The 18470-nt window shown below is 59.9% G+C and carries 15 protein-coding genes; 7 read left to right on the forward strand and 8 right to left on the reverse strand.

Features of this window, described 5'->3' with window-relative positions:
• The first annotated feature begins 97 nt into the window (after positions 1–97).
• Positions 98–1396 (forward strand): mechanosensitive ion channel family protein, encoded by a 1299-nt coding sequence (locus KFS80_RS14860; RefSeq protein WP_053118172.1) that lies wholly within the window; start codon positions 98–100, stop codon positions 1394–1396.
• 109 nt (positions 1397–1505) lie between these two features.
• On the opposite strand, the gene KFS80_RS14865 is transcribed toward KFS80_RS14860, so the two are convergent.
• From KFS80_RS14865 to KFS80_RS14875, 3 genes are all read right to left on the reverse strand, one after another.
• Positions 1506–2372 (reverse strand): carboxylate/amino acid/amine transporter, encoded by an 867-nt coding sequence (locus KFS80_RS14865; RefSeq protein WP_212545170.1) that lies wholly within the window; start codon positions 2370–2372, stop codon positions 1506–1508.
• 345 nt (positions 2373–2717) lie between these two features.
• Entirely contained in the window at positions 2718–3317 is a 600-nt protein-coding gene (locus tag KFS80_RS14870; protein WP_212545171.1) for an FMN-dependent NADH-azoreductase, read from the reverse strand.
• Between the two features lie 231 nt (positions 3318–3548).
• Positions 3549–3863 (reverse strand): hypothetical protein, encoded by a 315-nt coding sequence (locus KFS80_RS14875; RefSeq protein ID WP_053118166.1) that lies wholly within the window; start codon positions 3861–3863, stop codon positions 3549–3551.
• A gap of 49 nt (positions 3864–3912) precedes the next feature.
• Between KFS80_RS14875 and KFS80_RS14880 the strand changes: the two genes are divergently transcribed.
• The 5 genes from KFS80_RS14880 to aqpZ all read left to right on the forward strand — a co-directional run bounded on the left by KFS80_RS14880 (position 3913) and on the right by aqpZ (position 9119).
• Positions 3913–4836: a PA3225 family LysR-type transcriptional regulator gene (locus KFS80_RS14880; RefSeq protein ID WP_008086429.1), complete on the forward strand. Its 924-nt coding sequence runs from the start codon at positions 3913–3915 to the stop codon at positions 4834–4836.
• Positions 4837–4850: 14 nt separating this feature from the next.
• Positions 4851–5654 (forward strand): alpha/beta fold hydrolase, encoded by an 804-nt coding sequence (locus KFS80_RS14885; protein ID WP_212545172.1) that lies wholly within the window; start codon positions 4851–4853, stop codon positions 5652–5654.
• Between the two features lie 3 nt (positions 5655–5657).
• Positions 5658–6221 (forward strand): peptidylprolyl isomerase, encoded by a 564-nt coding sequence (locus KFS80_RS14890; protein ID WP_053118162.1) that lies wholly within the window; start codon positions 5658–5660, stop codon positions 6219–6221.
• A gap of 88 nt (positions 6222–6309) precedes the next feature.
• Positions 6310–8142, forward strand: a complete 1833-nt coding sequence (locus tag KFS80_RS14895) for an ABC transporter ATP-binding protein (protein ID WP_212545173.1) — start codon at positions 6310–6312, stop codon at positions 8140–8142.
• A 281-nt stretch (positions 8143–8423) separates the two neighbouring features.
• Entirely contained in the window at positions 8424–9119 is a 696-nt protein-coding gene (gene aqpZ, locus KFS80_RS14900; protein ID WP_212545174.1) for an aquaporin Z, read from the forward strand.
• Between the two features lie 113 nt (positions 9120–9232).
• On the opposite strand, the gene KFS80_RS14905 is transcribed toward aqpZ, so the two are convergent.
• Positions 9233–10357, reverse strand: coding sequence for a GNAT family N-acetyltransferase (locus KFS80_RS14905; RefSeq protein WP_212545175.1), 1125 nt, complete (start codon positions 10355–10357; stop codon positions 9233–9235).
• Positions 10358–10640: 283 nt separating this feature from the next.
• On the opposite strand from KFS80_RS14905, the gene KFS80_RS14910 reads away from it, so the two are divergent.
• Positions 10641–11972: a putative porin gene (locus KFS80_RS14910; protein ID WP_212545176.1), complete on the forward strand. Its 1332-nt coding sequence runs from the start codon at positions 10641–10643 to the stop codon at positions 11970–11972.
• Between the two features lie 137 nt (positions 11973–12109).
• Here KFS80_RS14910 and KFS80_RS14915 read toward each other — a convergent pair whose 3' ends face one another.
• The 4 genes from KFS80_RS14915 to hrpA all read right to left on the reverse strand — a co-directional run bounded on the left by KFS80_RS14915 (position 12110) and on the right by hrpA (position 18417).
• Entirely contained in the window at positions 12110–12343 is a 234-nt protein-coding gene (locus KFS80_RS14915) for an anti-sigma factor family protein (protein ID WP_212545177.1), read from the reverse strand.
• Complete coding sequence (locus KFS80_RS14920; RefSeq protein WP_212545178.1) at positions 12337–12951, reverse strand: RNA polymerase sigma factor; 615 nt, start codon at positions 12949–12951, stop codon at positions 12337–12339. The genes KFS80_RS14915 and KFS80_RS14920 overlap by 7 nt, the downstream gene beginning before the upstream one ends.
• Positions 12952–13056: 105 nt before the next feature.
• A complete protein-coding gene (locus KFS80_RS14925; RefSeq protein WP_141127922.1) occupies positions 13057–14178 on the reverse strand; it encodes a beta-ketoacyl-ACP synthase III in 1122 nt (373 codons plus the stop codon).
• A 327-nt stretch (positions 14179–14505) separates the two neighbouring features.
• Positions 14506–18417 carry an ATP-dependent RNA helicase HrpA gene (hrpA, locus tag KFS80_RS14930; RefSeq protein WP_212545179.1) on the reverse strand — a complete coding sequence of 1304 codons (3912 nt, stop codon included), beginning with the start codon at positions 18415–18417 and terminating at the stop codon, positions 14506–14508.
• Positions 18418–18470 lie beyond the last annotated feature (53 nt).

Below are 18470 nucleotides of genomic sequence, written 5' to 3' on the forward strand. Positions count from 1 at the left end.
GTGGTTTTTTTGTTGCCTGATTTGTCTCCAAACGTAATACCTGGCGTCTTAAATGCTCTAATCGGCCATCGCGTCTTACAGAAGAATCGTTTCACTTATGGATATCAAACAGCTCTGGCTCAACGCCCAGGACCTCTGGGGCACCCTCGAACAGCATCCGATCCTGCAAGCCAGCCTCGCGCTGATGCTGCTGTTGGTGATCGCGCTGGTACTCGGACGAGTGGCGCGCTACCTGATCCTGCACGCCAGCCGCATGCTCGGTCGTCAGCCGGCGTTTCACTGGATCAACGATTTACGCCACAACAAAGTATTTCAGCGCCTGGCGCAGATTACCCCGTCGCTGGTGATCCAGTTCGGCCTGCACCTGGTGCCGGAACTGAGCAAAACCGCGATGAATTTCCTCGGCAACGTCGCGCTGGCGTTCACCATCCTGTTTTTGCTGCTGACCATCAGCGCGCTGCTCAATGCCCTGCTCGACATCTACGCGCGCACCGAACACGCCCGCACGCGCTCGATCAAAGGCTACGTGCAACTGGCGAAAATGGTTCTGTATGTGTTTGGCGGGATCATCATCGTCGCCACCCTGATCGACCGCTCGCCGCTGTTGCTGCTCTCCGGTCTCGGTGCGATGTCGGCGGTGATTCTGTTGGTCTACAAGGACACGCTGCTGTCGTTCGTCGCCAGCGTGCAGTTGACCAGCAACGACATGCTGCGGGTCGGCGACTGGATCGAAATGCCGCAAGTCGGCGCCGATGGCGATGTGGTCGACATCACTTTGCACACGGTCAAGGTGCAGAATTTCGATAAGACCATTGTGTCGATCCCGACGTGGCGCTTGATGTCCGAGTCGTTCAAGAACTGGCGTGGCATGCAGCAATCCGGCGGACGGCGGATCAAACGCAGCCTGTTCATCGACGCCAGCGGCGTGCGTTTCATCCGCGATGACGAGGAAGAAAAACTCTCACAGGTGCACTTGCTGACCGACTACATGAGCCGCAAGAAAGCCGAGCTCAAGGCGTGGAATGAGGCGCAGGGCAATGTCGCGGCGATGTCGGCAAACCGCCGCCGGATGACCAATATCGGCACGTTCCGCGCGTATGCGCTGGCGTATCTGAAGAGTCATCCGGAGATTCAACCGAACATGACCTGCATGGTGCGGCAGATGCAGACCACGGCGCAGGGCATTCCGCTGGAGATCTACTGCTTCACCCGCACCACGGCATGGGCGGATTACGAGCGGATTCAGGGGGATATTTTTGATTATCTGCTGGCGGTGTTGCCGGAGTTTGGGTTGAGTCTGTATCAGCAGCCGAGTGGCGGGGATTTGCGCTCTGGCCTGCTGCCAGCGGTGCTCGGCTCGGCAAGCATCCCCGAGCCACAAAAACACCTTATGTAACGCACAGACCAAAACTGTGGGAGCGGGCTTGCTCGCGAAGGCGTCAGATCAGTCGACATAATCGTTGAATGACACACCGCTTTCGCGAGCAAGCCCGCTCCCACAGGGGTTATGCAGTGGTTGGGGATTTGCGGATGCCGAGGCGGCTAATCCACACAGCGGCGAGGATGACGCTACCCCCTAGGAACAACCGCCCCAGCTCCTCATGCTGATTCCAGATCAGCAGATTCAGCAGCAATCCCACCGGCACATGCAGGTTGTTCATCACCGCCAACGTGCCGCCATTGACCATGCACGCGCCCTTGTTCCACCAGTACATGCCCAGCGCGGTCGAGACCAGTCCGAGAAACAGCAATACACCCCACTGCAGCGGCGCTTCCGGCAGAAAATTCGCTTTGCCGAACAGCAAGAACGCCGGCAACACCACCGCCAGTGCGCCGACGTAGAAGAAGCCGAAACGTCGGTAATGCGGCAGATCGCTCGGGTGTTTTGCCACCAGATGTTTATACATCACCTGCCCGGCGGCGTAGGTGAAGTTGGCCAGTTGCAGCAGCAGGAAGCCCATGAAGAAGTCCGGGCTGATGCTGTCGAAACGAATCACCGCCGCCCCACTCACCGCCACCAGTGCGGCGATCAGCGCCCACGGGTTGAAGCGGCGGTTCAGCGCGTCTTCGATCAACGTCACGTGCAACGGCGTGAGGATGGTGAACAGCAACACTTCCGGCACCGTCAGCACGCGGAAGCTCAGGTACAGGCAGACGTAGGTCACACCGAACTGCAACGCACCGATCATCAGCATGCCGCGCATGAACGACGGTTCGACCGAGCGCCAGCGCGTCAGCGGAATGAACACCAGTCCGGCCAGCACCACGCGCACCAGCACGGCGAAGTAACTGTCGACATGACCGGCCAGATACTCGCCAATCAGACTGAAGGAAAACGCCTGGATCAGCGTGACAAAAAGTAGATAGCCCATGCTCGCCTCGGTTTTGAATGGCGGCGACGATAGCGGTTTTTGCGCAAGACCGCGAACCCTCAAACAATACAAATCCCCTGTGGGAGCGGGCTTGCTCGCGAAGGCGTAGTGCCAGACAGCAAATGTTTGACTGATACACCGCTTTCGCGAGCAAGCCCGCTCCCACAGTAAGGTTTGCGTCAATGAGAAATCCCGGGCAAAAAAAAGCCCGATCTCGCCTATGCGTTCAATCGGGCTACAGCACTCAGGAGCAACAAGTGCAAAGGGAGGTTCGATGCGCGTGGAACCTTGAAGGGGTTGCGCCAGGTCACTAGACCATCCGGAGATTATCTGGCGATTAACCTGTCAAGCGACCTGGGACAGTTTGGCGTTGGCCTGGTTGAGGCCCTTCTCCTGGAAGTCGCCACCGAGGTTCATGCCTTCGGCGTGGATAAAGGTCACGTCGTTGATACCGATGAAACCCATCACCTGACGCAGGTACGGTTCCTGATGATCCGCCGGGCCGCCGGCGTAGATGCCGCCGCGAGCGGTCAGCACGTAAGCACGCTTGCCGCTGAGCAGGCCTTGCGGGCCGGTTTCGGTGTACTTGAAAGTCACGCCGGCACGCAGCACGTGGTCGAGCCAGGCCTTGAGGGTGCTCGGGATGGCGAAGTTGTACATCGGCGCAGCCATGACCAGCACGTCAGCGGCGAGCAGTTCATCAGTCAATTCATTGGAGCGATCCAGCGACGATTGTTCGCTGGCGTTGCGCTGTTCGGCAGGCTTCATCCAGCCACCCAACAGGTTGGCGTCCAGATGCGGTACCGGGTTCAAGGCGAGGTCACGCACGGTGATCTGATCGGCAGGGTGTGCAGCTTTCCACTGGCTGATGAAGGTCTGGGTCAGTTGACGGGACACCGAGTCTTGCTGGCGGGCGCTGCTTTCAATGATCAGAACGCGGGACATGTTGTGTAGCCTCCATCCGAGAATGTTGTAAGTCGATGGAGTGAAGGTTAAACAGAGTTGAATCGATGAAAAAGCGCAAATAATTGCTGCAAAGTATCGAATAATTCGTTTAGATGCTGATACCTACCCTGTAGGAGTGAGCCTGCTCGCGATGGCGTAGTGTCAGGCACCATTAATTTATCTGACACACCGCTATCGCGAGCAGGCTCGCTCCCACAATGGGATCCGGGGTTATTTCGGGACGCAGGTCAGTTTGATGCGCAACTTGATGATCGAGCGGGTGAACTTGGCCGTGGCGTTTTTATGTTTGCCGGCCGGGACATCGATGCTGCGGGTGCGCGGCGCCTCGGGGCCGTTGCTGAACACGGCCTTGCACGTCGCATCGACATCGCCGTAGTTGGCGACCCGAATGGAGCCGATGTCGTTGTCGGTGTCGTAGGTTTCGTAGTCGATCTTCAAACCGTTGAGATCCTTTTCCACGTCGATCGGGTACGCGAACGCCGTCAGCGGCAGCAGCGCCAGCAACACACAACAGAATTTTTTCATTCGGCAGTCTCCATGAGGGATCGCCAGCTTAGGACAAGAGGAGCTATTGATGAAAGCGCCCCGCGTGACCCTGGATCAATGGCGAACATTGCAGGCCGTGGTCGACCATGGCGGATTTGCCCAGGCCGCCGAGGCCCTGCACCGCTCGCAGTCGTCGGTGAGTTACACCGTCGCGCGCATGCAGGATCAACTCGGCGTGCCGCTGTTGCGCATCGATGGGCGTAAAGCCGTGCTCACCGAAGCCGGCGGCGTGTTGCTGCGTCGTTCGCGGCAATTGGTGAAACAGGCCAGTCAGCTCGAAGACCTCGCCCATCACATGGAACAAGGCTGGGAAGCGGAAGTGCGGCTGGTGGTCGACGCCGCTTACCCGAGTGCGCGCATCGTGCGCGCGCTCACCGCGTTCATGCCGCAAAGCCGTGGCTGCCGCGTGCGTCTGCGTGAGGAAGTGTTGTCGGGTGTGGAAGAAGTCCTGCTCGAAGGCGTGGCCGATCTGGCCATCACCGGCCTGAGCATTCCCGGCCACCTCGGCGCGGAATTGAGCGACGTCGAGTTCATCGCCGTCGCCCACCCCGATCACCCGCTGCACCGGCTCAATCGCGAACTGAGTTTTCAGGATCTGGAAACGCAGATGCAAGTGGTGATCCGCGACTCCGGCCGCCAGCAACCCCGCGATGTCGGCTGGCTCGGCGCCGAACAGCGTTGGACGGTCGGCAGCCTCGCCACCGCCGCAACATTTGTCAGCAGCGGTCTGGGTTTTGCCTGGTTGCCTCGGCACATGATTGAACGAGAACTCAAGGATGGCTCGCTCAAGCTGCTACCGTTGGACAGGGGCGGCACCCGCAACTCCAGCTTCTATCTGTATTCGAACAAAGACAAACCCCTGGGCCCGGCGACGCAAATCCTCATCGAACTGCTGCGCACCTTCGATACGTTGCCTTTGGATGCGCCGTACGCCGCCCCTGAACAAGCCTGACACGGAGTCCACCGATGGCGTATTTCGAGCACGAAGGTTGCAACCTGCACTACGAGGAATATGGCCACGGTACGCCGTTGCTGCTGGTTCACGGGCTCGGTTCGAGCACGCTGGACTGGGAAATGCAGATCCCGGCACTCGCCGCGCACTACCGGGTAATCGTCCCGGATGTTCGCGGCCACGGCCGCTCGGACAAACCCCGCGAGCGCTACAGCATCGCCGGTTTCAGCGCCGACCTCCTCGCACTCATCGAACATTTGAACCTCGGCCCGGTGCATTACGCCGGGCTGTCCATGGGCGGCATGATCGGTTTTCAGTTCGCCGTCGATCACCCGCAATTGCTTAAAAGCCTGACCATCGTCAACAGCGCGCCCGAGGTCAAACTGCGCAGCCGTGATGACTATTGGCAGTGGTTCAAACGCTGGAGCCTGATGCGCGTGCTCAGCCTCGAAACCATCGGCAAAGCCCTCGGCGGCAAACTTTTTCCCAAGCCGGAACAGGCCGATCTGCGGCAGAAAATGGCCGAACGCTGGGCAAAAAACGACAAACGTGCTTATCTCGCCAGCTTCGATGCGATTGTCGGTTGGGGCGTTCAGGAACGACTTTCCCGCGTGACCTGTCCAACCCTCATCGTCAGCGCCGACCGCGACTACACACCCGTCGCGCTGAAAGAAACCTATGTAAAACTGCTGCCTGATGCACGGCTGGTGGTGATCGACGATTCGCGCCACGCCACCCCGCTCGACCAACCGCAACGCTTCAATCAAACGCTGCTGGAGTTTCTCGCCACAGCCGACCTTCAATCTCAGGATCACTGACCCATGCTGAAAAAACTCGCCCTCGCCGCCGGTACCGTTCTGTTTGCCGCCAACCTGATGGCAGCAACGCCAGCCAAGGCGCCACACGTGCTGCTGGACACCACCAACGGCCAGATCGAAATCGAGCTGGATCCGGTCAAGGCGCCGATCAGTACCAAGAACTTCCTTGAGTACGTCGACAGCGGCTTCTACACCAACACCATTTTCCACCGCGTGATTCCGGGCTTCATGGCTCAGGGCGGCGGTTTCACCCAACAAATGCAACAGAAAGACACCAAGGCACCGATCAAGAACGAAGCCAGCAATGGTCTGCACAACGTTCGCGGCACGCTGTCGATGGCGCGCACTTCCAACCCGGATTCGGCCACCAGCCAGTTCTTCATCAACGTGGCCGACAACGCCTTCCTCGATCCGGGCCGTGACGCCGGTTACGCGGTGTTCGCCAAAGTGGTCAAGGGCATGGACGTGGTCGACATCATCGTCAACTCGCAGACCACCACTAAAAGCGGCATGCAAAACGTGCCTGTCGACCCTGTGATCATCAAGTCGGCCAAGCGCATCGACTAAGTTCTGCAGGGCATATCGAGCGGCGCCGGGCTGATCCCGCGCCGCTCACACTGATAAAAGGAGAGCCCGCATTCCGGGCGGTTATCTGATGCTCTATCGCCGTTTCGAACAACTGATCGACATATTCCGCGACGCCCCCACGGCGTCCCCTCCAGACCGTGTCTGGCCCTTCTATGTTTACTACCTCAAACAGGTCTGGCCGAGTTTCGCCGCCCTGCTCGTCGTTGGCCTCTTCGCCGCGTTGATCGAAGTGGCGCTGTTCAGTTACCTGAGCCGCATCATCGACCTGGCCCAAGGCACACCGAATCCGAATTTCTTCAGCGACCACGCCCTCGAACTGACGTGGATGGTGGTGGTTGCCCTCGTGTTGCGGCCGATCTTTTTCGGCCTGCACGACCTGCTGGTGCATCAGACGCTGAGCCCCGGCATGACCAGCATGATCCGCTGGCAGAACCACAGCTATGTGCTCAAGCAGAGCCTGAATTTCTTCCAGAATGACTTCGCCGGGCGCATCGCCCAACGCATCATGCAGACCGGTAACTCGCTGCGTGATTCTGCGGTGCAAGCGGTGGATGCGCTGTGGCACGTGGTGATTTACGCGATCAGCTCGCTGGTACTGTTTGCCGAAGCTGACTGGCGTTTGATGATCCCGTTGCTGCTGTGGATTGCCGCCTACATCGGCGCGCTCTACTACTTTGTGCCACGGGTCAAACAACGCTCGGTGGAAGCCTCCGACGCGCGCTCGAAACTGATGGGGCGCATCGTCGACGGCTACACCAACATCGCCACGCTGAAGCTGTTCGCCCACACCAATTTCGAACAGCACTACGCCAAGGAAGCCATCGAAGAACAGACCGTCAAAGCGCAACTGGCCGGTCGCGTGGTCACCAGCATGGACGTGGCGATCACCACCATGAACGGCTTGCTGATCGTCGGCACCACCGCGTTGGCCCTGTGGTTGTGGACGCAATCGTTGATCACCGTCGGTGCGATTGCTTTGGCGACCGGTCTGGTGATTCGCATCGTCAACATGTCCGGCTGGATCATGTGGGTGGTCACCGGCATTTTCGAAAACATCGGCATGGTGCAGGACGGTCTGCAGACCATCGCGCAACCGGTCAGCGTCACCGATCGCGAAGACGCCAAACCGCTGCAAGTGGCCCGTGGCGAAGTGCGTTTCGAGCACGTCGATTTTCACTACGGCAAGAAGCGCGGGATCATCGGCGACCTCAACCTGAACATCAAACCGGGCGAGAAAATCGGTTTGATCGGGCCGTCCGGCGCCGGTAAATCGACCTTGGTCAACCTGCTGCTGCGCCTGTACGACGTCGAGGGTGGGCGCATTCTGATCGACGGGCAGAACATCGCCGATGTCGGTCAGGAAAGCCTGCGTGCGCGCATCGGCATGATCACCCAGGACACTTCGTTGCTGCACCGCTCGATCCGCGACAACTTGTTGTACGGCAAACCGGACGCGACCGATGTCGAGTTGTGGGACGCGGTGCACAAGGCGCGCGCCGATGAGTTTATTCCGTTGCTGTCGGACGCCGAGGGCCGTACCGGTTTCGATGCGCACGTCGGCGAGCGCGGGGTGAAGTTGTCCGGCGGTCAGCGTCAGCGCATTGCGATAGCGCGGGTGCTGCTCAAGGACGCGCCGATCCTGATCATGGACGAAGCCACCTCGGCGCTGGACTCGGAAGTCGAAGCGGCGATTCAGGAAAGTCTGGAAACCCTGATGCAGGGCAAAACCGTGATCGCGATCGCGCACCGACTCTCGACGATTGCGCGGATGGATCGGCTGGTGGTGCTGGAGAACGGCAAGATCGCCGAGAGCGGTACTCACGCGGAATTGCTCGCCCACCGTGGCCTGTATTCGCGGCTGTGGGCGCACCAGACCGGTGGGTTCGTCGGTATCGACTGATGCCCTGAATGATCGTTCCCACGCTCCGCGTGGGAACGCAGCCCGTGACGCTCCGCGTCACTGGACGCGGAGCGTCCCTTGAGGCATTCCCACGCAGAGCGTGGGAACGATCACCGCCTCAGCCCGCCAACCACGGGCGCTGGCGGTTTTTTTGTGGCCGCTGGAAATCCGTAAAAACCCTGCTGTACTCAGCCAAGGCTTCGGAACGGAGCCTGTCGTAAGTCTGCAAGGACGCACAACTCGATGCAGTCTCGATAGCAGCGCTATCAAGGACTCTTCTCATGTCTCTGTTGAAACGTTCAGCTACGGAGTTGTTGGGTACGTTCTGGTTGGTGTTGGGTGGTTGCGGCAGCGCGGTGATCGCCGCGTCTTCGCCGTTGGGTATCGGCGTGCTGGGGGTGGCCCTGGCGTTTGGTCTGACGGTGCTGACCATGGCTTTCGCCATCGGCCACATCAGCGGATGTCACCTCAACCCGGCCGTGTCGGTCGGTCTGGTCGTCGGCGGTCGATTCCCCGCCAAAGAGTTGCCTGCTTACATCATTGCCCAAGTGCTCGGCGCGATCCTCGCGGCGGCGTTGATCGCTCATATCGCCAGCGGCAAGGAAGGTTTCGATATTGCCTCCGGCCTCGCGTCCAACGGTTATGGCGAGCATTCTCCCGGCAAGTATTCGATGGCGGCAGGGTTTGTCACTGAGCTGGTGATGACCGCGATGTTCGTGATCATCATCCTCGGCGCGACCGACAGACGCGCGCCACCGGGGCTGGCACCGATTGCCATCGGCCTCGGGCTGACGCTGATCCACCTGATCTCGATTCCGGTCACTAACACCTCGGTCAACCCGGCACGCAGTACCGGGCCAGCGCTGATGGTGGGCGGCTGGGCGATTGCGCAGTTGTGGATGTTCTGGGTCGCGCCGCTGATAGGCGCGGTGGTGGGCGGCGGGATCTACCGCTGGCTAGGCAAAGATGAAACCTGAGCCCAACACAAAACCCTGTAGGAGCAGAGCTTGCTCGCGAAAGCGGTGTATCAGTCGATACTTTCGTGACTGCTACACCGCTATCGCGAGCAAGCTCTGCTCCTACAAGGGTTCTAGGTTTGGCGGTAGGGCAAGGCTGTTCGGGCTTCTTCGGCATAAGCGAGGACGCCGGCGCGCTCTTGCTCGAGGAAGTCTTTGACCGCCGCTTTCAGCCCCGGATGGCGCAAGTAATGCCAAGAATGCGTGATCACCGGCTCAAACCCGCGAATCAATTTGTGCTCCCCCTGAGCACCCGCATCAAAGCGCTGAAAACCCTGTGCAATCGCGTAATCCATGCCCTGATAAAAACACGTTTCGAAATGCAGCCGATCAAACTCCGCCAGGCAACCCCAATAACGGCCGTAGAAACTGTCGCCACCGACCAGACTGAAGGCCATCGCCACCGGCCGTGAGCCCTGTTTTGCCAACACCACACGAATCGCTTCGGGCATGCGCTCGGCGAGCAAACTGAAAAACTCCCGCGTCAGATAAGGCGCTTGCCGGCGCACCGCATAGGTATTGGCGTAGCAGGCATAGACGAAATCCCACTGCGCCTCATCCAGTTCACGCCCCTCCAGCCATTCAAACTCAAAACCCTGCCCCGCCACTTGCTCGCGCTCTTTGCGCATCTGCTTGCGCTTGCGCGAAGCGAGCACGTCGAGGAAGTCTTGAAAGTCGCGATAACCCCGATTTTGCCAGTGATACTGACAGCCGATGCGCTGCAGCCAACCGGGTTGCTCGGCCATCGCTGCATCGGTAAACGGGTCAGTGAAATTGATGTGCGCGCTGGAAAGCTCTTCGATTTCCAGATACCCCGGCAGGCTTTTCAGCAGTTCGAAACCGTCTTCGACATTCGCCGCCAACAAGCGCGGGCCACTGACCGGGCTGAACGGCACGGCGATCAACAATTTGGGGTAATAGTCGATGCCGGCGCGGGCACAGGCGTCGGCCCAGCCATGATCGAACACGTACTCGCCGTAGGAATGCCACTTGCGATAACTGGGCAGCGCGGCGATCAGGCGATCATCTTCGATGTGCAGCAAATGCTCCGGCAGCCAACCGGTGTGCGGGCCAACGCTGCCGCTGTCTTCCAGCGCACTGAGAAAGGCATGCCGCAGAAACGGCTGATTCTCGGGCACCAATGCGTCCCAGCTTGCGGGGGCGATTTCTGACAGGTTTTGCAGGCGTTGCAACGGCATCAACGGGCTCTCCACATCGGGGCTTCAAAGCCCGGCGAGTATCGCTTATCGACGTGCTTTGCACACGCTCCTTCGGCCGACACCGCTCTAAATCAATCGTTCCGGCCAAACACCCATCGTCATCATCCTGCCATCACTGTGCCACTGCACTGTCATAAACCATCGCGATACTGGCGCCTGTTTTTAGAGCGTCGGGTTATAGCCCGGCCACTGTTTTCCGACCTTCAACCGTCGGTTGTGTCCAGGATGGTTCAGCCATCCCCTTTCATCTTCGGAGATTGCTATGCGTCTTGCTTCCACGAAAACTGCGGCGGCCCTGTGTGGCGGCCTGTTGCTGGCCATGAGTGTTCCGGCCAGCGCCGCAGTCGACGCCAAACTGCTCGACATGCTTAAAGCCAACGGCTCGATTTCCCAGGCGCAGTACATCGAACTGCAAACCGAACTGGCCAAGGATCAAAAGGCTCAGCAAATCGCGCAGCAGGCGCAGCAAGAGACCAACCAACAGGTTGCGGCTGTCGCGAAGAAAAACGACGAACAAAGCCTTTTCGACCAGAAACTGGCCTGGGCGGCGAAAACCCAGTTCAAGGGTGACGTGCGTTTCCGTCAGGAAAACGTGCACAACGACGGCGTGCCGAACAGCAAAGACCAGGATCGTCAGCGCATTCGTGCCCGTCTGGGTGCCTACAGCGAGATCAACCCGCAAGTCGACACCGGCATTCGTATCGCCACCGGCAGCAGCGATGACGCACGCTCGACCAACCAGGATCTGAACAATTACTTCGACAAGAAGCAGATCTGGCTCGACCTGGGCTACGTCGACTATCACCCTGACGCGGTGAAAAACCTGCACCTGATCGCCGGTAAAATGGCTCAGCCGTGGGTGAGCATGGGCGACATCATCTGGGACAGCGATATCAACCCGGAAGGTCTGGCGGTCACTTACAAGTATCCGTTGGACGGTGGCGCCGAGTTGTTCGGTAGCGCCGGCCACTACACCCTCAAGGACAACGTTGACGGCGAAGGCGTGCAGTTCAAGCACGACCTGCGTCTGTACACCGGCCAGTTGGGTGCGCGCTTCGCCATCACCGACAGCGTGAAAATGACCGTCGGCGGCAGCATTTATTCTTACGACAACGACAAGGACAGCGCCTGCCCGACTACCGGCACCGCTACCGCGCCATGCGCCCTGGCCGTCAACGGCAACAGCCCGAACGAGACCTTCAAACTGTACGAAGGCTTCGGTCAGATCGACTTCAGCAACCTGCCGGTTCCATTGGCGATCTACGGTCAGTACGTCAACAACCAAGACGCCAGCACCGATCAGGACACTGGCTGGCTGGCCGGTGTGAAGTCCAAGCTGTACGGCTTCAACGTCGACTACAACTATCGCGACGTGCAGCGTAATGCCGTGGTCGGCGCCTTCACCGACTCCGACTTCGCCAACGGTTACACCGGTTCGCGCGGCAGCAAGTTGAAAGTGAGCTACGAGCTGGACAAGAACTTCACCCTGGGCGCCACATACTTTATGGCTAACTCGGATTACACCAACGCTAGCATCAGAAAGACCGACTCCGACATTGACACCCTGCAACTGGATGCCGAAGCCAAGTTCTAACCGCGTCAATTTAGCCCGGTGCGGGCGGGACGATCCCCATCATCCGTTCGTTTCACCCGCACTGCGCTACTCTGCCGAAGGCTGCGATCTTTTGATCTTGTTTATCAAGGTCAAAAGATCGCAGCCTTCGGCAGCTCCTACAGGTCTTTGCGGCGTTGTTCGGCGAGGCGTTCGGCCAAGGCGTCCACGCCCTCTTCAGGTTTTTCCGGCATTGCCTTCAACGTCGCCTGCATCAAGCGCATCTGCCGAAAAAAGCGGCGGCAATTGGGGCAGAACATCAGGTGATGACGCACCATCAGTTTCTCGCGGAAGCTCAACTGGCCATCGAGATAATCGCTGGAGCGCGCCACTTGTTCTTTACAGGTCAGCATTCCCCGGTCTCCTCAAAATGCTCCACCGTGGCGAAGACTTTCAGCCGCGCCCGATGCAGCAGCACACGGACATTGGAGAGCGAGATCTCCAGAAGATTACAGATCTCTTCCAGCTCCAGACCCTGCCGTTCGCGCAGCAGCAAAACACTGCTTTGCAGCTCCGACAGACTCAGCAGCGTGTGCTCAAGACAGTCGCGCAATTCACCTTCGGTGAGTAGTGCTTCGGGGGTGTCCTGGTGCCAGGCGAACGGGGCGATCAGCCAATGGCCGTCACCGGGGGAGAAGCGGTCGTCGTCAATGCTGCCGTGGGGTGACGGCAAGTCATCCATCAGCACTTCGCGGCGATTTTGCTTGTAGCGGCTTTTGGCGGAATTGGCGGTGATGGTCAGCAGCCAGGTTTTCAGGCTGGAACGACCTTCGAAGGTGCCGATATGGCGAACCACGGAAAGCCAGGCGTCCTGCACCACTTCTTCGACGTGACGCTGGCCGACGATGGCATAGGCCACGGCGCGCATCGCGCTTTGATAGGTGCTGACCAGTTCCTTGAAAGCCTTCTGCTCACCGGCCAGCAGGCGTTCGAGCAGTTGGGTGTCGTCCGTTACGGCCATTGGCGCCTCTTTTTCGTAGGGTCAAAAGCAAAAGATCGCAGCCTGCGGCAGCTCCTACAAGGATCAGTGCAGGAGCTGCCGAAGGCTACGATCTCTTGGGCGCGATCAACGTTTACGCAGGATCACGCTGCCGATCGAGTAACCGGCACCGAACGAGCTCAGCACGGCCAGCGAACCGGCGGCCAGATCGTCCTGATATTTGTGGAACGCGATGACCGAACCCGCCGAGCTGGTGTTGGCGTAGGTGTCGAGAATCACCGGGGCTTCTTCTTCGGTGGCTTCGCGACCGAGCAACTTGCGCACGATCAGGTGGTTCATGCTCAGGTTGGCCTGGTGCAGCCAGAAGCGCTTCACGTCGCCGACGTTGAGTTGGTTCTCTTGCAGGTGCTCACCGATCAACTCGGCAACCATCGGGCAGACGTCCTTGAACACCTTGCGGCCTTCCTGTACGAACAGCTTGTCGCGGGCACCGACGCCCTCTTCTGCTGCGCGGTTAAGGAAGCCGAAATTGTTGCGGATGTTGTTGGAGAACTTGGTCAGCAGTTTGGTGCTGACCACGTCGAACTGGTGCTTGGACGTCGCGGTGTCAGCACGCTCGATGATCACCGCAGTCGCGGCGTCGCCGAAGATGAAGTGGCTGTCGCGGTCACGGAAGTTCAGGTGACCGGTGCAGACTTCCGGGTTGACCATCAGGATCGCCCGGGCCTGGCCCAGTTGCACGCTGTTGGCGGCGGCCTGAATGCCGAAGGTCGCCGAGGAGCAAGCGACGTTCATGTCGAAACCGAAGCCTTGAATGCCCAGCGCTTCCTGGACTTCGATGGCGATGGCCGGGTAGGCGCGTTGCAGGTTGGAGCAGGCGACGATCACGCCGTCGATGTCAGCGGCGGTTTTGCCGGCGCGTTGCAGGGCCTGTTCGGCCGCGCCGATGGCCATCTGGCAGAGTACCGACCATTCGTCGTTGGAACGCTCGGGCAGGCGCGGGGCCATGCGCTGCGGGTCAAGGATGCCGTCCTTGTCCATGACAAAGCGGCTTTTGATGCCCGAGGCTTTTTCGATGAAGGCTGCGCTGGACTCGGTCAGGGCCTGGACTTCGCCGCTGGCGATCGCGTCGGCGTTGTCGGCGTTGAATTGCGCGACGTAAGTATTGAAAGACTGCACCAGCTCTTCGTTGGAGATGCTGTTGGCCGGGGTGTACAGGCCGGTGCCGCTGATGACGACGTTATGCATGGTCGTTTCTCTAATCTGTTCAGGCAGAAAGTGCTGGAACCGTCGTACCAACACACAAAGGGTCTATTCCCATCCGGGGGACGCAAACCTGGCATCGTTTTATTCCGCCACGCGACACGGCCGAAGGCTCTGGGTCGCGAAACCGGCGTTTATGGTCGCGAAGTTTGCCATAAACGCAGGGATTTGGCCCCTTTCTCAAGCACAACACGAATGATCGTTCCCACGCTCCTGCGTGGGAACGCAGCCCGTGACGCTCCGCGTCACTGGACGCGGAGCGTCCCCAGAGGCGTTTCCACGCAGAGCGTGGGAACGATCAGCGGTGGGGGCTCAGGGTTCGACCTGGCTCCACTGTTTGCTCAGGCGTTTGTCGGAGATCGGGGTTTTCGTGCCCAACTGCTGGGCGAACAGGGAAACCCGGTATTCCTCCAGCCACCAGCGGTACAACTCAAGCTGCGGATCGCGTTTGCCTTCCTGTGCATGCTTGGCGGCGCGAGCCTGATATTGCGCCCAGAGACCGGCCAGTTCGCCGCTCCAGACGCGATCCTTCTGCACCTGCGCGCCAAGTTTCTCGAAACGCTGCTCTACCGCTTTCAGGTAACGCGGGATTTCTTTGAGCCACTGCATCGGCGTCTCGCGCACGAACCCCGGATACACCAGGTTACTAATCTGCTGCTTGATGTCATTCAGTGCCACGGCCTGAGCGAGGTCAATCTTGCCTTTGAAGCGCTTCTGCAAACCGTGCCACAGCTTGAGAATCTCCAGGGTCAACCGCGCCACACGTTCAGCGTGCTCGGTCCAACCGCCGCGTTTGCGCTCCGCCAACGCCGCCAGACCGGCGCCGTCACGCGGCAACGGGTCTTCGCCTTCGAGAATGCAGCTGTCGAGGCTGGCCAGCAGAATGTCTTCGACCAGCGCATCGACCCGGCCCAAATCGCGATAGAGCAGGCCCAACTCAGTCTGCCCCGGCAACTTGCTGCGCAGAAACTTCGCCGGCTCGGCCAGTTGCTGCATCAACAAACGCTGCAACGCACGACGATGCTGGAATTCGGCCTCGGCCGGGGTCGAGAAACGCCCTTCCTTGACCGTACCGCCCTCTTCGACCAGCGCCGGATACACCGTCATCGACAGCCCGGCGATCTTCTGTTGAGTCTTTTCCGCAACCGGTGCGAAGACTTTCGCCTCTACCGGTTGCTGACTTTTCGCACTCTGCGGCACCGCTAACGCGGCCTGACTGGCCTCGGCAAAACGCGCGGTCAGCTCGGCCAGATCACGTCCTTCACCGAGGAATTTGCCTTGGCCGTCGACGATTTCCAGGTTCATCCGCAGATGCCCTTCGACGCCTTGCTCAGCCTCCGCCCACGCTTCATCGCTGACCCGCGCGCCGGTCATGCGCAACAGCTCACGGCCCAGCGCTTGCGGCAACGAACCCTCGGCGAAAGTCATGCGTTGCAACGCAGCCTTGATGAAGTCCGGCACCGGCACGAAATTCTTGCGCAAGGCTTTCGGCAAGTTACGCACGAGGGCGATGCACTTGGCCTCGATCAGCCCCGGCACCAGCCACTCCAGACGCTCCGGCGGCAGCATCGGCAACAGCGGCGCCGGCACACGCAAGGTCACGCCGTCGCGCGGGTGGTTGGGTTCGAAGTGATAAGTCAGCGCCAGTTCCAGATCGCCGATGTGCAGCGTGTCCGGGTAATGCATCGCGGTGACTTCACTGGCCTCGCGGGCCAGCACGTCTTCTTCGCGCATGATCAACAGCTGCGGATCTTTCTGGCTATTGATGCGATACCAACTGTCGAAGGTCGCGGTCTGGTGAATCTCCGCTGGCAAGCGTGCGTCGTAGAAGGCGTAGAGGGTTTCTTCGTCGGCAAGAATGTCGCGGCGACGGGCCTTCGCTTCGAGTTCGTCGAGTTGTTCCAGCAGTTGTTTGTTCGCGGTCAGGCACTTGGCTTTCGACTGAATTTCGCCGCGCACTAGACCTTCGCGGATAAACAGCTCGCGGGAAACCACTGGATCCACCGGGCCGTAATGCACGGGGCGACGACCAACCACGATCAACCCGAACAGAGTGATCTGCTCGAACGCGACGACCTGGCCGCGCTTCTTTTCCCAGTGCGGTTCGAAGTGGTTTTTCTTGATCAGGTGCCCGGCCAGCGGTTCGATCCAGTCAGCGTCGATCTTGGCGACCATGCGCGCGTAAAGCTTGGTGGTTTCCACCAGTTCGGCGGTCATCAACCATTGCGGACGCTTCTTGCCGATGCCCGACGACGGATGAATCCAGAAACGTCGCTGCCGCGCGCCGAGGTAATCGCCGTCCTCGGTTTTTTGACCGATCTGGCTGAGCAGACCGACCAGCACGGCTTTGTGCAGCTTCGGATAATCCGCCGGCTCTTTGTTCAGGCTCAACTGCATGTCGCGGCAGATCAAGCTCAACTGGCGATGGGAATCGCGCCACTCGCGCAGACGCAGGTAGTTGAGGAAATTCTTCCGGCACCAGTTGCGCAGCGGACTCGCGGTCAGGGCCTGGCGCTGTTCTTCGAAGCCACGCCAAAGATTCACCAATCCGGCGAAATCCGAGTCGATGTCTTTCCACTGCGCGTGGGCTTGATCCGCCGCTTGCTGACGCTCCGGCGGGCGCTCGCGCGGATCCTGAATCGACATCGCACTGGCGACGATCAGCACTTCCTGCAGGCTGCCGAGCTTGGCCGCCTCAAGCAGCATGCGACCCATGCGCGGGTCGACCGGCAGACGCGCCAATTGGCGACCCAGCGGGGTCAACTGGCTGTTGCGATCCACCGCCGAGAGTTCTTGCAGGAGGTTGAAACCGTCGCTGATCGCCTTGCCGTCCGGCGGCTCGATAAACGGGAACGCGGTGATTTCGCCGAGGCGCAGATGCAGCATCTGCAAAATGACCGCGGCGAGGTTGGTGCGCAGAATTTCCGGATCGGTAAATTCCGGACGCCCGAGGAAATCTTCCTCGCTGTACAAACGAATGCAGATACCCGGCTCGACCCGACCGCAACGGCCCTTACGCTGGTTGGCGCTGGCCTGGGAAATCGCCTCGATCGGCAGACGCTGCACCTTGGCGCGGTAGCTGTAACGGCTGATGCGCGCGGTGCCGCTGTCGATCACGTAACGGATGCCCGGTACGGTCAGCGAAGTCTCGGCGACGTTGGTCGCCAGCACCACGCGGCGGCCCGGGTGCGACTGGAAAATCCGCTGCTGCTCGGCCGGCGACAGGCGCGCGTACAGCGGCAGGATTTCAGTGTGTTTGAGTTGGGCTTTGCGCAGCATGTCGGCAGCGTCACGAATCTCGCGCTCGCCGGGCAGAAACACCAGCACATCGCCGGGACTGCGGCGTTCGCTGCGTTCGTAAGCGGCGATTTCATCGAGGGTGGCGAGGATCGCCTGATCCACCGTCAGGTCATCCTCGACACGGTTGCCCTCTTCGTCCTGCTCCAGGGTCAGCGGTCGATACCAAGTGTCGACCGGGAAGGTACGGCCGGAGACTTCAACAATCGGCGCGTCGTCGAAGTGCTTGGAGAAGCGCTCCAGATCGATGGTCGCCGAGGTGATGATGACTTTTAGATCCGGGCGGCGCGGCAGCAGGGTTTTCAGGTAACCGAGCAGGAAGTCGATGTTGAGGCTGCGCTCGTGGGCTTCGTCGACGATGATCGTGTCGTAGCGTTCGAGGTAACGATCGTTCTGGGTTTCCGCGAGCAGGATGCCGTCGGTCATCAGCTTGATGAGCGTGTTGGAATCGCTCTGATCTTCGAAACGCACCTGATAGCCGACCAGCGACCCGAGCGGCGTGCCGAGTTCTTCGGCAACCCGACTGGCCACACTGCGGGCAGCGATTCGACGCGGCTGGGTGTGGCCGATCAAGCCGTGCTGACCGCGACCGATCTCCAGACAGATTTTCGGTAATTGCGTGGTTTTACCCGAGCCGGTTTCGCCGGCGATGATCAAGACCTGGTGCTTTTCCAGCGCTTTCTTGATCTCGTCGCGCTTGGCGGCGATCGGCAAACTGTCGTCGTAACGAATCACCGGCAGGCTGGCCTTGCGCGCCAGCACCTGATCACAGGACGCCTGCATGCGCGTCACCCACTGGGCCAGTTTGGCCTCATCAGGTTTCTTGCGCAGCTCAAGCAACTGTCGCCGCAGCCGGTGACGGTCGGCGAGCATGGCGTGGTCGAGGTTTTTCAGCAGTTTGTCGATGGAGGGCGATTCGTCGGTCATCGGGTACGCAATTCGGTCGTCTGGTTATGCAAGGACGCGATTGTCGCAGAAAT

It is taken from the genome of Pseudomonas rustica (genome assembly GCF_018336155.1).
Lineage (GTDB): Bacteria > Pseudomonadota > Gammaproteobacteria > Pseudomonadales > Pseudomonadaceae > Aquipseudomonas > Aquipseudomonas rustica.

Excerpts from the sequence above, each read along its gene's own strand:
- KFS80_RS14860 (WP_053118172.1), top strand. The coding sequence starts at position 98 with ATGGATATCAAACAGCTCTGGCTCAACGCCCAGGACCTCTGGGGCACC.
- KFS80_RS14865 (WP_212545170.1), bottom strand. The coding sequence starts at position 2,372 with ATGGGCTATCTACTTTTTGTCACGCTGATCCAGGCGTTTTCCTTCAGT.
- KFS80_RS14870 (WP_212545171.1), bottom strand. The coding sequence starts at position 3,317 with ATGTCCCGCGTTCTGATCATTGAAAGCAGCGCCCGCCAGCAAGACTCG.
- KFS80_RS14875 (WP_053118166.1), bottom strand. The coding sequence starts at position 3,863 with ATGAAAAAATTCTGTTGTGTGTTGCTGGCGCTGCTGCCGCTGACGGCG.
- KFS80_RS14880 (WP_008086429.1), top strand. The coding sequence starts at position 3,913 with ATGAAAGCGCCCCGCGTGACCCTGGATCAATGGCGAACATTGCAGGCC.
- KFS80_RS14885 (WP_212545172.1), top strand. The coding sequence starts at position 4,851 with ATGGCGTATTTCGAGCACGAAGGTTGCAACCTGCACTACGAGGAATAT.
- KFS80_RS14890 (WP_053118162.1), top strand. The coding sequence starts at position 5,658 with ATGCTGAAAAAACTCGCCCTCGCCGCCGGTACCGTTCTGTTTGCCGCC.
- KFS80_RS14895 (WP_212545173.1), top strand. The coding sequence starts at position 6,310 with ATGCTCTATCGCCGTTTCGAACAACTGATCGACATATTCCGCGACGCC.
- aqpZ (WP_212545174.1), top strand. The coding sequence starts at position 8,424 with ATGTCTCTGTTGAAACGTTCAGCTACGGAGTTGTTGGGTACGTTCTGG.
- KFS80_RS14905 (WP_212545175.1), bottom strand. The coding sequence starts at position 10,357 with ATGCCGTTGCAACGCCTGCAAAACCTGTCAGAAATCGCCCCCGCAAGC.
- KFS80_RS14910 (WP_212545176.1), top strand. The coding sequence starts at position 10,641 with ATGCGTCTTGCTTCCACGAAAACTGCGGCGGCCCTGTGTGGCGGCCTG.
- KFS80_RS14915 (WP_212545177.1), bottom strand. The coding sequence starts at position 12,343 with ATGCTGACCTGTAAAGAACAAGTGGCGCGCTCCAGCGATTATCTCGAT.
- KFS80_RS14920 (WP_212545178.1), bottom strand. The coding sequence starts at position 12,951 with ATGGCCGTAACGGACGACACCCAACTGCTCGAACGCCTGCTGGCCGGT.
- KFS80_RS14925 (WP_141127922.1), bottom strand. The coding sequence starts at position 14,178 with ATGCATAACGTCGTCATCAGCGGCACCGGCCTGTACACCCCGGCCAAC.
- hrpA (WP_212545179.1), bottom strand. The coding sequence starts at position 18,417 with ATGACCGACGAATCGCCCTCCATCGACAAACTGCTGAAAAACCTCGAC.